The organism is Proteus sp. G2300 (genome assembly GCF_009915965.1).
In the GTDB taxonomy this organism is placed as follows: Bacteria; Pseudomonadota; Gammaproteobacteria; order Enterobacterales; family Enterobacteriaceae; genus Proteus; species Proteus vulgaris.
In genome coordinates, this window is the sequence record NZ_JAABNK010000025.1 from 90,404 (window position 1) to 106,188 (window position 15,785).

General features: G+C 40.0%; 10 protein-coding genes. 7 read left to right on the forward strand and 3 right to left on the reverse strand.

Features of this window, described 5'->3' with window-relative positions:
• Positions 1-7 precede the first annotated feature (7 nt).
• Both GWI97_RS16490 and GWI97_RS16495 read right to left on the reverse strand, forming a co-directional pair.
• Positions 8-3,736 carry a DUF4132 domain-containing protein gene (locus GWI97_RS16490; protein WP_036938453.1) on the reverse strand — a complete coding sequence of 1,243 codons (3,729 nt, stop codon included), beginning with the start codon at positions 3,734-3,736 and terminating at the stop codon, positions 8-10.
• Between the two features lie 443 nt (positions 3,737-4,179).
• Positions 4,180-5,310 carry a multidrug effflux MFS transporter gene (locus tag GWI97_RS16495; RefSeq protein ID WP_036938450.1) on the reverse strand — a complete coding sequence of 377 codons (1,131 nt, stop codon included), beginning with the start codon at positions 5,308-5,310 and terminating at the stop codon, positions 4,180-4,182.
• Between the two features lie 101 nt (positions 5,311-5,411).
• Between GWI97_RS16495 and GWI97_RS16500 the strand changes: the two genes are divergently transcribed.
• Positions 5,412-6,173 (forward strand): AraC family transcriptional regulator, encoded by a 762-nt coding sequence (locus GWI97_RS16500; protein WP_036938447.1) that lies wholly within the window; start codon positions 5,412-5,414, stop codon positions 6,171-6,173.
• Positions 6,174-6,253: 80 nt separating this feature from the next.
• Here the strand turns inward: GWI97_RS16500 and GWI97_RS16505 are convergent, their stop codons facing one another.
• Positions 6,254-7,537: a citrate synthase gene (locus tag GWI97_RS16505; RefSeq protein WP_036938444.1), complete on the reverse strand. Its 1,284-nt coding sequence runs from the start codon at positions 7,535-7,537 to the stop codon at positions 6,254-6,256.
• A 622-nt stretch (positions 7,538-8,159) separates the two neighbouring features.
• Between GWI97_RS16505 and sdhC the strand changes: the two genes are divergently transcribed.
• The 6 genes from sdhC to odhB all read left to right on the forward strand — a co-directional run bounded on the left by sdhC (position 8,160) and on the right by odhB (position 15,664).
• Positions 8,160-8,540 carry a succinate dehydrogenase cytochrome b556 subunit gene (gene sdhC / locus GWI97_RS16510; protein WP_123220776.1) on the forward strand — a complete coding sequence of 127 codons (381 nt, stop codon included), beginning with the start codon at positions 8,160-8,162 and terminating at the stop codon, positions 8,538-8,540.
• The gene (gene sdhD / locus GWI97_RS16515; protein ID WP_006537664.1) at positions 8,534-8,878 is read left to right on the forward strand and encodes a succinate dehydrogenase membrane anchor subunit; all 345 of its coding nucleotides are present in this window, start codon (positions 8,534-8,536) and stop codon (positions 8,876-8,878) included. Before sdhC ends, sdhD begins: the two co-directional genes overlap by 7 nt.
• Positions 8,878-10,644, forward strand: a complete 1,767-nt coding sequence (gene sdhA / locus GWI97_RS16520) for a succinate dehydrogenase flavoprotein subunit (RefSeq protein ID WP_036938438.1) — start codon at positions 8,878-8,880, stop codon at positions 10,642-10,644. The genes sdhD and sdhA overlap by 1 nt, the downstream gene beginning before the upstream one ends.
• A 34-nt stretch (positions 10,645-10,678) precedes the next feature.
• Positions 10,679-11,395 carry a succinate dehydrogenase iron-sulfur subunit gene (locus tag GWI97_RS16525; protein WP_006537662.1) on the forward strand — a complete coding sequence of 239 codons (717 nt, stop codon included), beginning with the start codon at positions 10,679-10,681 and terminating at the stop codon, positions 11,393-11,395.
• 245 nt (positions 11,396-11,640) lie between these two features.
• The gene (sucA, locus tag GWI97_RS16530; RefSeq protein WP_036938435.1) at positions 11,641-14,445 is read left to right on the forward strand and encodes a 2-oxoglutarate dehydrogenase E1 component; all 2,805 of its coding nucleotides are present in this window, start codon (positions 11,641-11,643) and stop codon (positions 14,443-14,445) included.
• 13 nt (positions 14,446-14,458) lie between these two features.
• Positions 14,459-15,664, forward strand: coding sequence for a 2-oxoglutarate dehydrogenase complex dihydrolipoyllysine-residue succinyltransferase (gene odhB, locus GWI97_RS16535; RefSeq protein ID WP_087803662.1), 1,206 nt, complete (start codon positions 14,459-14,461; stop codon positions 15,662-15,664).
• Positions 15,665-15,785: the final 121 nt, after the last annotated feature.

The following is a 15,785-nucleotide window of genomic DNA, read 5'->3' on the forward strand; positions in this document are numbered from 1 at the left end:
CTAATTATTACCAAGGTGTTTTCTTTTCCCATTCAGGATCGAATCCTGCACAAGCTTCAGCGATTTTTAGATAATCAGCATAGCTTTCTGCTAATAAAATTGGCGGAACTTCTTTTAGCTCAATATTATTGCGATCCCAGTAATCTTGCTGATTTTTCTCAAAACTTAAATCAAATAAGACCGCAGGAATGTTTTCTTCTGGCACATAGCTACCACTGAAACCGATATTGACGTAGTAGTTTAAACTAGAGAAGAATTTGTAATAGTGGGAGAACGAGCCACCATCTTCAGCAGGGCCACGTTGATATCCCATTTTGGTTAAAATACCGCGTAAAGTGAAGGTGTCTGTGAGCCAGCCTTTTCGGTCTTCAACCTCTGTTTGCGTTAGATCTAATTCAGGGATCTTATGTTCCATTTGTGAGAACAAAAACTTCACTTTGTAATCTTTAAAGTGAGCAATCCATGCTTTGCGTTCATCTTCATTAACTAATGCCGCGTGGGCTAATTGAATAAATGAATCGTTTTGTAAACTGACTTCGTCATCTTCAAGGTTAAGTAATGCACCATCATCAGAAGGGCGGAACGTATTGATCACTTCGCCATCCTTAACTTCCTGCCAAACTAATTGTTCAATTAATTTATGCATAATTGGGTGAGCTAAAATGTATTCTTGCCAATCTGTACTTAACCATTGACGTTGAGCACACATCGCTTCATATAAACGCACACTTTGTAGCTCAATAACTTGTTTAAGTTCTTTTTTACTCGAAGTGAAGAGCTTTTTCGCTTCTTTAATCAGCTCAGCATCGTCATTTTTACGCGCAGCAGGTAACGCCTTAACTTCTTTGCCTTCTGGATTAAACAGAACAAGTTTTTGTTTTGCATCCATTTTTGCAGTGAAAATACGTTCACCATATTCCAGCACTAATGTTCCAGTATCATCAAAACCTGCGGTTGGAATAGTTCTATCAGCTAACTCATCTGCACTCCAGCCATTACGTTCCGCAATTTGCGTAACTAAATTACGGGCTTTTTCCTGAACAGATGCAGTGCGATAACGACGAGATAACGAAAGAAGAAGCTGGATGATAATCGGATCATTGCTTGAAGCAACGGCATCAATCATCGCTTCAATTTGAGCACGACGCTGATAATGATCGCGCATATAGTTGCGTAATACAGATACCGCAACATGGCCTTCAATGCCACAGATAAGCGCAAGCATACCTTTATCACTGATTGCTGAGCCTAAATAACGACGTAATACCTCGTTTTTAATCTCTTCAACCACTTGTTCTAATGTGAAGTTTTCATATTTAGCATAATATTCAGGATAACGTTTAGCCCAGTTTTGATAATTACTTAAACGCCCCGGCGCTTCACGTTGGGCTTCAATCATCGCTTCTTCTAGTGATGGCCCTTTAATATCCTGAGCAACAAAAGTATGCAGAATAAAGCTTGAAAGTTTATGTTGACTATCCGTAGAAAGCAGGCTGATATAACGTTGTAATAGTGCGTTACCTCCAGGCATTTTTAACTTTACTGCCAGAATAATCCACCAGCGAATAATTGCGGGATCAACCGCTTTCTTGTTTTCCCATGTTAATGCGGGAATTGCATCGAAATTAAACCAAGCAAGGCTTGCTGGTGCTTTGGCTTTAAGGCCTTTTTCAGCTTCTGCTAATAATGTTTTTGGTGATAAATAGCTTGAAATATCTTCACCTAGTTGCTCTAACGCAGTAAGTAAAGAGGCTCGTACTACTTCGCGTTTTTCTTTTTTCAATAAGGCATTAAGCGCAGGTAAGGAATCCGGATTATTTAAGCGAGCTAGCCATTCAATGGCTGTAACACGAATTTCTTGTTTACTAGAGGTTAATCCTTCTTGTGCACTTAAATGAATATTAGGCAGTGTTTCTAATAACTTTTGTGCAGAAACGCGGTGTGTTTTATTTTCACCTAATGCCAATTCCATGATGCGTGGAACAAATTGCGCAGGAATTGTTGGGAAACGACTTAATACTTCAATACCTTGTGATGTTTCAAATTGGCGATAGCGGTGTTCACTTTGATTTGGCATTAAGTTTAACGCTTCTGCAATGTAATCAGTATGTTGAGAGAAGAAAGGCCAAACTTGTTCTGGTTTACGAAAACGGCGTAAGCTATCTTCATAAGATTCTAAACATAATGCAGCAGTAAGGCGGGTTGCATTTTTAAAGTTGCAACGTTGTAGCACATCTTCAATATGACGTAATTCAATATTACTAAATAAGCGCTCAGGAATTTCACCATTAAAATAGTAAGAGGAAAAGTGATCGGCATGTTGGCGGTTATTGGTGATCACGCGTACTGCATGGAAAAACGTGTATTCAGGTAAATTAGGAATACGGTTTTTGTATTTGATTATTTGGATCTCATTTGATTGAATTGTGCCCTGTCCGCTATTGAGTTTATCCACTAATGCGCGACACTGTTTTTCATCAATTTTAGATAAATCTTTATAATGGCGTTGTGCCCAATTATAAGAGTGTTTAGCCGTTTTATTTTCTTCAATTTCACGTTCTGCATTTTCCTTTGCTTTAACTAACATTTCATTGAAGTTATTGACCATAATATCACGGGCACTATCGGGTAACGGCGTATCTTCTAATGGTGTAAAGTCAGGCACTTCGATGGCTTCAACAGTATTTGCATTATCAGCAACACTAAAACGTTGTAGGGCACTTTCAATGCTCTTGATGACCGTTTTTGAGGTTTCATGTTTTAAGGCTTCTTCAAGTACACCGCGATTTTCACCTTGGCGAGCAAATAAGTCAGCAGCTTGTGCACGTTGTTTCGGTGTACCCTTCATTAAAACATGAGTTAAATTTTCTTTTACGATCTCTGCTGGTAAAGTATTTAAAATAGGTTCCGCGGTTTTTTTTACTGTTTTTAAACTGCTGGTGGCCAGTAAAACAATAATATCTGCAAAAGTGTCACGTAATACTGTATTTTTATTTAAGTAATTAATTAGCTCGACTAAACCATTTGCTGATAGTTTTTCAATGAGTGCTGTTCTAATAAATTCTTGATGTGAAAGCAGATAATCTTTTAAATCACGAAGTTCATAAATACGCTTAAGATTAGAAGCATAGTATTCAGAGATATCTTTTCTATCAAATACGGCGAATAATGCATTTTCACCCGCAATATTGGCCTCAGCTTCGACCATATTGGCGATAAATTCCATACTCCAATGTTTACGATGTTCTAAATTAAGATTACGTGCATTATCATAAGTGGTGTAAAACGCATCAACTAACAGGTAAATAACCCAAGTCGGTACTTCAGTTGTTGTCACTTTGATATTGATATCTTGGCATGCAGCGGCAATGACTTTTGCATAACGAGCGACTTGTTCTAAGGAAAAGCTTTCGCCAACTTTAGAGTAAAGTTTATGGCGGGCATTAAGACCTTGGGTGATAACTTTATTATATTTTCCTGTATCAACATTACTGGCGTACCACCATTCTAATGTTCCTGCACGATGAAAATAAACGGCTGCTTTTGCTGCATCCAGTTTATTTAATTCAAAAAGAATTTCTGGGTTTTTGCCTGTAAGTACATAATCTAATGCACGTTTAGGTAAACTTTCATCAAATATAGCAAGCAGTACAAGAGATTCTTGAAGATATTTTTCAGTAATATCGACGTCTTTTTTCCCAAAAAGAGGGAGGAGGTCTAAGATTTTTTTTATCACGCCAGTTCCTTAAGCTATGTATGGATAAACAGTTTTTTTTACCATGAAATAGCAAAACGAACAATTTGATTATCACTATTGAAAATAAAACCTAGGCATCCCATTTGTTAAATTTATAGATATAAACACTGAAAAAGCCGATCTAACTTTATTAATATTCAATTCTTCATTATATAAAACGCTATATCAGGAAAAAGTGCTGAAAATGAAGAGGTGATAATAAAGGTGTTTTTTTGTGGGATTTAAAAAGATTAAGAATTGTCTGTTTAATAAAATAAGCGTTAACACTTAGCTAAATTGATTAAAAAAATAACAGTCAGAAATAAAGGTAAATAAGTGTTAACAATCCCGTATTTTTAAGGGATTTTGTTCCTTTTGATTTTATATGAATATCATAAAATAAAAAGAGCCACTTATATTGATAAGAGGCTCTTTTAAATTAATTATTTTTCTATTTGGCGAGATAAAGAGAGTAGCAATGAACCTAGACTACAAATTAGTAAGGTGATTGATAAACTTTGTCCCCATCCTGCAAGTGCAAGTCCACCACCAATTAATAAATAGTAGAACAAGCCTAATAATGCCCCCGCAGTGCCTAAACGATCTTTATATTGTGCTAGGGCAGTGGCCAAGATATTTGGAATAGCAATGCCATAAGCAACGACACTTGTCATCATTGGAATAATAAAACTAATGTGATTACGTAATAAATAAACACCGACTGCACTAATCAACGCAATAAAACTAGCAAGTAACACTAATTTCTCACATTGCCAATGGTGGTTTAATAGTGCTTTATTAATATAAGAGCCTATGCCTACTCCCATTGCTAATATAATGCCACTATAGCCAAAGGTACTTGTACTATATCCTTGTTTATCAAACATAAAAGGAGCTAATTGATAATAAGCAAATAGACTGATATTAAAAAAGGCAATTAATAATATTGTTTTGGCAATTTGCTTATCTTTCAGCATTTTTATTGCAGTTTTACCAATAGGCGTAGTTTTTATCGTTTCAGGGCGACTTTCTGGTAAGGCAAAAGTACTCCATAACAATAAAATAATAGCAAGAAAGGCAAGACCACTAAAAACGCCTTGATAGCCTGCATAACTGACTAATAATGAACCACTTAACATACCTATTGCTGGACTTAATGCGATAGCAGCGCCCATTACTGAGAAAACTTTCGCTAATTCATCACCACTATAGACATCACGCATAATAGTTTGTGTGCCCACTGAGCCTACCGCAGCACCAAAAGCAGAAAGCATACGTAATCCCAATAAGACTGAAAAATCTTTTGTCACAAATACGCCAAGACAAGCAATAGCATAAATAACCAATCCAGCTAACATTGTCGGACGACGCCCAATGACATCACATAATCGACCCCATATAATGACCCCTAATGCAAACGCAAAGAAATAGAGCGAAAGTGTTTGCCCTGCTTCATTTGCACTGACATGAAAGCCATTTGAGATGTCAGTCAGTGCTGGGCTATAAATGGTTTCTGCAATTTGCGGAAACATCATTAACGCAATTGCTAACCATAAAGAGAGTTTTCTGTTCATTTTTTTTATCCTACATCTTTAAATCTGAATGACAGAATACAGAGATAATGAGTGTCTTGTTATAAACATAAAGACATATTATATTTCAAATAGGACAAATAATGGCCTGGCTTAATCAATACGACCACTTTGTGCCAGAAGAGCATCTTGCATCAGTCGTCGGTATTGCAGCAGAAATGGGAAAGCACGACTCTGGGTTTCATTCTCACGATAGAGGGCAATTATTATTTACGCAGTCAGGGTGTATGCGAATCACTTTGGCCTCTCGCGTTTCTGTATTACCCCCCATGAGAATTGCGTGGATCCCTGCAAAATTAGAACATCGAGTCGAAATGTATGCCTCTGTGGGATATCGCTCTGTTTATATTTCCGATAAATATCATGATAAATTTCCAAGTGAGAGTGAGATATTTACGCTTTCTCCTCTTTTGCGGGAAATACTTGAGCGTATTTCTGTTGCTGATTTTGATACGCAATGGGAAGAAGGGCGTTATGCAAATCTATTAGCGGTTTTCTTTGATGAAATAGCATATGCACAACGGCAACCTAATCATTTATCTATGCCGAAAGATAGGCGATTAAAGCGTTTATCATTTGATGATTTGCCACCACCGTTACAAGAAATGGCGAAATGTGTCGGGGCGAGTGAAAAAACTATTACACGCTTATTTTACAAAGAAACGGGGTTGAGTTATCAACAATGGCGCCAACAATGGCGATTAATGAAAGCAATTGAATTATTAGCTACCCATCATCGCTATATTGATATTAGCCAGATATTAGGATTTGCCAGTGACAGCGCCTTTATTACTTTTTTCAAAAAAATGACAGGGCAAACACCGCAAGAATATTTGAAAAGCTGATTGGATTTTATCGATAACTTTAAAACATAAAGCCCCGATTTAAACGGGGCTTAGCAAGATAAATAATTAATAAACCTCAATTATTTCTTTTTAATTTCACTTTTAAATTTGCGTTCATCATAACCGGTATAAAGCTGACGAGGACGCGCAATTTTCAAACCATCTTCGTGCATTTCATTCCAGTGAGCAATCCAACCAATTGTACGTGCAATAGCAAAAATAACAGTAAACATATTCGATGGAATACCTAACGCTTTAAGGATAATACCAGAGTAAAAGTCAACGTTAGGGTACAGTTTTTTCTCAATAAAATACGGGTCGTTTAGGGCAATACGTTCTAATTCCATTGCCACTTCAAGTAAGCTGTCATTGAGGTTTAATTCTTTTAACACTTCATGACAGGTTTCACGCATAACTGTTGCACGAGGATCATAGTTCTTGTAAACACGGTGACCAAAGCCCATTAAACGGAAGGAGTCATTTTTATCTTTTGCACGTTTAATGAATTCAGGAATGTGTTCAACGGTTTTGATCTCTTCTAGCATACGTAGACACGCTTCGTTTGCACCACCATGAGCTGGTCCCCAAAGTGACGCGATACCTGCTGCAATACAGGCAAATGGATTTGCACCAGAAGAGCCTGCGGTACGTACTGTAGATGTTGATGCATTTTGTTCGTGATCAGCATGAAGAATAAAAATTCTATCCATTGCACGTTCAAGTACTGGATTGACCACATACTCTTCACACGGTGTTGCAAACATCATGTGTAAGAAGTTACCAGCATAAGAAAGGTCATTTTTTGGATAAACGAACGGTTGACCAATAGAGTATTTGTAACACATTGCCGCGACTGTCGGCATTTTGGATAATAGACGATAAGCTGTGATATCGCGGTGAACTGGGTTACTGACATCCAGTGCGTCATGATAGAACGCAGCTAAAGCCCCTGTCACACCACACAATACAGCCATTGGATGTGAGTCACGACGGAACCCATTGAACAGCCGAGTAATTTGTTCATGGATCATGGTATGGCGAGTAACCGTCGTTTTAAATTTATCGTATTGCTCCTGCGTTGGTGCTTCACCATATAGAAGGATATAGCAAACTTCCAAGTATGTTGATTCTGTCGCTAATTGCCCGATAGGGAAACCACGGTGAAGTAAGATACCGTTTTCACCATCAATATAGGTGATTTTTGACTCACAAGATGCGGTTGAGGTAAAGCCGGGATCATAGGTGTAATAACCTTTGGAGCCGAGAGTACGAATATCAATAACTTTGGAACCGAGTGTAGGGGATAGAACGTCCAAGTCTACAGATGTTTCATCAATCGTTAGCTTAGCTTTGTTATCAGCCATTTATAATCTCCTTAGCGCTTATATGTCTCCTAACAAAGTCGAGGGTATCTTCATAAAGATGCACTTCGATAGTGAAACTATAGTTGATGTAAGGTACCCAGATGAGTTTTATTTAATGCCCGTCATGCCTAGGTCTATAGTGTGTCACTTATGTTAAGGAGCTTTTGATGTTATGTTTTTTAGGTGCTTTTTTATGCAATGCTCTTAGAATTAGTACTGCTAACACTTTTACACAAGTTTGAGGTTTCTGGAAGCGAGTTTGCGCACAAAAAAAACATAAACATTAAAATAATGCAGTAAATGTAATAAAAATGTTGTACATGTGTCAAAAGTGATAATCATTTTTGCATCAGATGTATTAAATAGTGATCCTTCTCACTGTTCGAGGCAAATGTCGGGCACACAAGTTGTGTGGTAATTGTAATAAGTTTGTGAAGCACTTATACTGCGCGCAGGTCTCCGGAACCGTTGTTGTATGGAGAACCAGCGTAACGAATCCACACTTTCTGTAAAATAGACGGATTTAACATTTTACTTAAAATGTGCCTTTGTACCCCATTCGCTGTTTGATTTCCATCCAGGTCCGGAGGAAGGAAAAATTATAAAAGCTGTGTGGGCATAAATTGTGAAAAAACAAAGACCTGTCAATCTGGATTTACAGACGATACAGTTTCCACTCCCTGCTATCGCATCGATCTTGCATCGTGTCTCTGGGGTTATCATGTTAGTCGCAGTGGGTATCTTACTGTGGTTACTTGGCACCTCTCTCTCCTCTCCTGAAGGTTTTCAGCAAGCAGCTGAAATCATGACTGGTTTCTTCGCAAAGTTTATTTTGTGGGGCATCCTAACGGCATTGGCCTACCATATTTGTGGTGGTATTCGCCATATGCTAATGGACTTCGGCTTTATTGATGAAACCTTGGTTGTAGGTCGCAATTCGGCGGCTGCATCCATGATTATTACGGTTATTTTATCAATATTGGCGGGGGTTTTAGTATGGTAAGTAATTCTTCTACTTTAGGCCGTACTGGCATACAGGATTGGTTATTTCTGCGTGCCTCAGCCATCATCATCGTTTTATATGTTCTTTACCTTGTGGGTTTTATTGCAACCACAGAAATTACCTATGAAGTATGGCGTGGGTTCTTTAGCTCATCCTTAACCAAAGTGTTCACCATTTTGACTCTGCTTTCTATTCTTATTCATGCGTGGATCGGAATGTGGCAGGTGTTAACGGACTATATTAAACCTCTGGCATTACGCCTGACTTTACAACTGATTATTGTTGTTGCGCTGTTGGTTTATCTTATTTATGGAACAATTGTGGTGTGGGGTGTGTAATGAATCTGCCAGTAAGAGAGTTTGATGCAGTTGTTATTGGTGCAGGTGGTGCCGGTATGCGTGCCGCTTTACAGATTTCTCAAATGGGTCTGTCTTGTGCACTGATTTCTAAAGTTTTTCCTACTCGTTCTCATACTGTTTCCGCTCAAGGAGGTATCACTGTTGCACTTGGTAATACCCATGAGGACAACTGGGAATGGCACATGTACGATACCGTAAAAGGTTCCGACTATATCGGTGACCAAGATGCTATCGAATATATGTGTAAAACCGGTCCTGAAGCAATTTTAGAACTGGAACATATGGGGCTTCCATTTTCTCGCTTAGATGATGGCCGTATTTATCAACGTCCATTTGGTGGTCAATCTAAGAACTTTGGTGGCGAACAAGCGGCACGTACTGCGGCAGCGGCTGACCGTACTGGGCACGCATTATTGCATACCCTATATCAGCAAAATTTAAAAAATCACACAACTATCTTTTCTGAGTGGTACTCACTGGATCTCGTGAAAAACCAAGATGGTGATATTGTCGGGTGTACTGCAATTTGCATTGAAACCGGTGAAGTGGTTTATTTCAAAGCTAATGCCACTATTTTAGCTACGGGCGGTGCTGGTCGTATTTATCAATCCACCACGAATGCGCATATCAATACAGGTGATGGTGTCGGTATGGCCGTTCGTGCAGGTGTTCCACTACAAGATATGGAAATGTGGCAATTCCATCCAACAGGCATCGCAGGTGCAGGTGTATTAGTGACTGAAGGTTGCCGTGGTGAAGGCGGATATCTGTTGAATAAAGACGGTGAACGCTTTATGGAGCGTTATGCACCAAATGCCAAAGACCTTGCGGGTCGTGACGTAGTGGCTCGTTCAATCATGATTGAAATTCGTGAAGGTCGTGGTTGTGATGGCCCTTGGGGTCCTCATGCGAAATTGAAACTTGATCATCTGGGTAAAGAGGTCCTTGAATCACGTTTACCGGGTATTCTCGATCTTTCTCGTACATTCGCACATGTTGACCCAGTTAAAGAGCCAATTCCTGTTATTCCTACTTGTCACTATATGATGGGAGGGATCCCAACGAAGGTGACTGGTCAAGCCATTCGTGTGAATGAAAAGGGCGAAGATGTGGTTATTCCAGGATTGTTTGCTGTTGGTGAAATCGCTTGTGTTTCTGTTCATGGTGCAAACCGTTTAGGGGGTAACTCACTGTTAGACCTCGTTGTATTCGGTCGTTCAGCCGGTGTTCATTTAAAAGAATCACTGATGGAACAAGGCACAATGCGCGATGCCAGTGACTCCGATGTTGAAGCTGCATTAACTCGTTTACACCGCTGGGAAAACAACCGTTCTGGTGAAGATCCTGTTGAGATCCGTAAAGCACTGCAATCTTGTATGCAACATAACTTCTCGGTATTCCGTGAAGGTGATGCAATGGCAAAAGGCTTAGAAGAACTGAAAGTCATTCGTGAGCGCTTACAAAATGCACGACTCGATGATAATTCAAGTGAATTTAATACACAGCGTATTGAATGCTTAGAATTAGACAACTTGATGGAAACAGCTTATGCCACTGCGGTATCTGCGAATTTCCGTACTGAAAGTCGTGGTGCTCATAGCCGTTTCGATTTCCCAGAACGTGATGATGCGAACTGGTTATGCCATACATTATATCAACCGCAAACCGAAACAATGACACGCCGTGAAGTGAATATGCAGCCAAAACTGCGTGAAGCTTTCCCACCAAAAGTGCGTACATATTAATTAGCGGTGTTATTGAAGTTGCGGAGACTCAAATATGAAACTTGAATTTTCTATTTATCGTTACAATCCCGACGTTGACAATGCGCCGCATATGCAAGATTACACCCTCGAAGTTCCTGAAGGGCGTGACATGATGCTATTGGATGCATTAATTCAATTAAAGGAAAAAGATCCTACCTTATCGTTCCGTCGTTCTTGTCGTGAAGGTGTTTGCGGCTCAGATGGCGTAAACATGAATGGTAAAAATGGTTTGGCTTGTATCACACCTATTTCATCTTTACAGAAAGGAAGTAAGAAAATTGTGATCAGACCGTTACCTGGTTTACCAGTCATTCGTGATTTAATAGTGGATATGACTCAGTTCTATACACAGTATGAGAAAATTCGTCCGTATTTAATTAATAATGGCAAGAACCCTCCTGCTCGTGAGAACCTACAGTCACCAGAACAACGCGAAAAGCTTGATGGACTTTACGATTGTATCCTTTGTGCTTGTTGTTCAACCTCTTGCCCGTCATTTTGGTGGAATCCAGATAAGTTTATCGGGCCTGCTGGATTGTTAGCTGCTTATCGTTTCTTGATTGACAGTCGTGATACAGAAACAGAATCTCGTCTTGATGATCTTAACGATGCGTTCAGCGTATTCCGTTGTCATGGCATTATGAATTGTGTCAGCGTATGTCCAAAAGGACTCAATCCGACGAAAGCGATTGGTCATATTAAGTCGATGTTGTTAAAACGTAGTGCATAAAATAATAACCGCCCTAAAATAGTTAGGGCGGTTAATGGAAAAACTAAGTTGGGCGTTTGCGGTAAAAAGAATAAGGCGCCTTTAAACACTGTAAGACAGTGCTTAAAGGTTCCTTGAGAGCTAAAGCTCCATATTTAAAGAACCTGCGAGATAGCGGGTCATAAGAGAACCTTGCAATCGACACCGTTTAATCACGGTATTAGTTATCCACGGCGAACTAAAGCTGTATAGCTTAAGGGATCATAATGCAGAACGGCGCAATGAAGGACTGGCTAGAATCAACTTTTCTAGCAGGAGAGAATCAGTCTTACATAGAAGATATCTATGAAGATTACCTAACTGACCCAAACTCTGTTGACGAAAGTTGGAGAGAAATTTTTCAACAACTGCCCGCAAATCAAGGCGTAGAACAGTCGCATTCTCAAACCCGCGACTACTTCAGACGCCTCGCAAAAGAATCCACTCGATATCATACCTCGGTAAGCGATCCGGCAATGGACTCAAAACAAGTTAAAGTTTTGCAGCTCATTAATGCCTTTCGTTTTCGTGGTCACCAAAATGCTAATCTCGATCCGCTTGGTTTATGGAAACAAGAATCTGTTCCAGATTTAGATCCTGCTTTTCATAACCTCACTAAAGAAGACTTTGAAGAAACCTTCAACGTCGGTTCTTTTGCTATCGGCAAAGAAACGATGAAATTAGGTGATTTATATGAAGCACTGAAACGTATTTATTGCGGTTCAATCGGTGCAGAGTATATGCACATCACTAATACTGAAGAAAAACGCTGGATCCAACAACGTTTAGAATCAGTCAATGTTGCTGATCAGTTCACTAAAGAAGAAAAGTTACGCTTCCTAGCAGAGCTAACAGCCGCTGAAGGGTTAGAACGCTATTTAGGTGCAAAATTCCCTGGTGCAAAACGCTTCTCTTTAGAAGGTGGTGATGCATTAATTCCAATGTTAAAAGATTTAATTCGTCATGCAGGTAAACAAGACACTCGCGAAGTGGTTCTTGGTATGGCGCACCGCGGTCGCTTGAACGTTCTTGTTAATATCCTGGGTAAAAAACCCGCTGATTTATTTGATGAATTTGCGGGTATTCATAAAGAACATCTGGGAACAGGTGATGTTAAATACCACCAAGGTTTTTCATCTGATTTTGCGACAGAAGGGGCTCAAGTCCATCTTGCACTAGCCTTTAACCCATCTCACCTAGAGATTGTTAGCCCAGTTGTTATTGGTTCTGTGCGTGCTCGTCGCGATCGTTTAGATGAAGCACGGAGCAATATGGTGCTTCCTATCACTATTCATGGCGATGCGGCGGTGACAGGTCAAGGGGTTGTTCAAGAAACCTTGAATATGTCTCAAGCGCGTGGTTATGAAGTAGGTGGTACAGTTCGTATTGTTATCAATAACCAAGTTGGTTTCACAACATCAAATCCAAAAGATGCTCGTTCAACACAATATTGTACTGATATTGTGAAAATGGTTCAGGCACCAATTTTCCACGTTAATGCAGATGATCCTGAAGCCGTTGCTTTTGTGACTCGCCTTGCATTGGATTTCCGTAATACCTTTAAACGTGATGTGATGATTGATTTAGTTTGTTACCGTCGCCATGGTCACAACGAAGCGGATGAGCCAAATGCGACTCAGCCTCTGATGTATCAAAAAATCAAGAAACACCCAACACCACGTAAAATTTATGCAGATAAACTGGTTGAGCAATCATTGCTTGATGCTAATGATGTAACAGAGCTGGTTAATCTTTATCGTGATGCGTTAGATCGCGGTGATTGTGTTGTTGAAGAATATCGTCCAATGGGGTTACATTCTTACACATGGGAACCGTATTTGAATCACGAATGGAATGAAGAATACCCACATAAAGTAGAAAAAACGCGCTTACAAGATCTTGCTCGCAAAGTCAGTACTGTTCCGTCAGAAATTGTGATGCAATCCCGTGTTGAGAAAATTTACGCTGATCGTGCCGTTATGGCGGAAGGTGAGAAGCTTCTTGATTGGGGGGCCGCAGAAACATTAGCGTATGCCACTTTAGTTGATCAAGGTATTACTATTCGCCTTTCTGGTGAAGATGCGGGACGTGGTACGTTCTTCCATCGTCATGCCGTTATTCATAATCAAACTAATGGTTCTGTTTATGTGCCATTGGCGAATATTCACAATGCTCAAGGACAATTTAATGTCTGGGATTCTGTATTAACAGAAGAAGCAGTGCTTGCATTTGAATATGGCTATGCGACAACAGAACCTCGTGGGCTGACTATTTGGGAAGCACAGTTTGGTGATTTCGCTAACGTAGCTCAAGTTGTTATCGACCAATTTATTAGTTCTGGTGAGCAAAAATGGGGTCGTATGTGTGGTTTAGTAATGTTGTTACCACACGGTTATGAAGGTCAAGGACCAGAACACTCTTCTGCGCGTTTAGAACGTTATCTACAATTGTGTGCAGAACAAAATATGCAGGTTTGTGTGCCATCAACACCGGCACAGGTTTACCATATGTTGCGCCGTCAAGCGTTGCGTGGTATGCGTCGCCCACTTATCGTTATGTCACCAAAATCACTGTTACGCCATCCATTAGCTGTTTCTGAATTGGATGAATTAGCTAATGGTAAATTCTTACCAGTCATTGGTGAAATGGATGATTTAAAACCTGCTGAAGTGAAACGTGTTGTGATGTGTTCCGGTAAAGTTTACTACGATTTATTAGAACAACGTCGTGCTAATGAGCAAAATAACGTTGCCATTATTCGTATTGAACAGCTTTATCCATTCCCACACGAAGATATTGCGCAAATTCTTGCTCCTTACACTCATGTAAAAGATTTCGTTTGGTGTCAAGAAGAGCCTCTGAATCAAGGTGCTTGGTACTGTAGTCAGCATAATTTCCGTGATGCTATTCCTACAGGCGCAACATTACGTTATGCAGGACGTCCTGCATCAGCCTCTCCAGCAGTTGGTTATACCTCTGTTCATCAGGAGCAACAAAAAGCTCTGGTTGAAGACGCACTGAAAGTTGAATAAATAAGGATAGAAAATGAGTAGTGTAGATATTCTAGTACCGGATCTCCCTGAATCAGTTGCTGACGCATCGGTCGCAACTTGGCATAAAAAACCTGGTGATAGCATTCAACGCGATGAAGTGCTGGTTGAAATTGAAACAGATAAAGTCGTTTTAGAAGTACCTGCCAGTGAAGCAGGGGTTTTAGAAAGTATTCTTGAAGAAGAAGGCGCTACTGTTGGCTCTCGCCAACTATTGGGTCGAATTCGTTTAGGTGATAGCACTGGCATTCCAGCTGATGTAAAACCCGCTCAAGATAGCACACCAGCCCAGCGCCAAAGTGCTGATATCGCTGAAAAAGGCAATAATGATGCACTCAGCCCAACAGCGCGTCGTTTAGTCGCTGAACACGATATTAACCCTGCGGATGTAAAAGGCAGTGGTGTTGGTGGACGTTTAACTCGTCAAGATATCGAAGGTCATGTTGCTAATAAATCAACAGCACAACCTGTAGCAGAGGTTTCTCAAGCTCCGTTATCTCACCGTAGTGAAAAACGTGTACCAATGACACGTTTACGTAAACGTGTTGCAGAGCGTTTATTAGAAGCGAAAAACACTACTGCAATGTTGACAACGTTTAACGAAATCAACATGCAACCCATCAAAGATTTACGTGCTCAATACGGTGAGGCTTTCGAAAAACGTCATGGTGTTCGTTTAGGCTTTATGTCTTTCTATATTAAAGCGGTTGTTGAAGCACTGAAACGCTATCCAGAAGTGAATGCGTCTATTGATGGCACTGATGTGGTTTATCACAACTATTTCGATATCAGCATTGCGGTATCAACACCTCGTGGGCTAGTAACGCCAGTATTACGTGATGCAGATGCAATGAGCATGGCGGATATTGAGAAAAATATCAAAGCATTAGCAGTAAAAGGTCGTGACGGTAAGTTAACCGTTGAAGATTTAACGGGGGGTAACTTCACTATCACAAATGGGGGTGTTTTCGGTTCATTAATGTCAACACCTATTATCAACCCACCACAAAGTGCCATTTTAGGGATGCATGCTATTAAAGATCGCCCAATGGCTGTCGATGGTCAGGTTGTTATTCTTCCTATGATGTATCTAGCGTTGTCTTATGACCACCGTTTAATTGATGGTCGTGAGTCTGTCGGTTTCTTAGTCACCGTTAAAGAGATGCTAGAAGATCCAGCCCGTTTATTACTGGATGTATAGGTAATAAATATCGCTTTTAGGCAGGAGATGCTCCTCCTGCCTACTTAGCAACAGACACAAGCATCAAAGAAGTACAGTGTGTTCGTGAAGTCAGATTTCTCTGGCTTATAGTCAAAAAAAT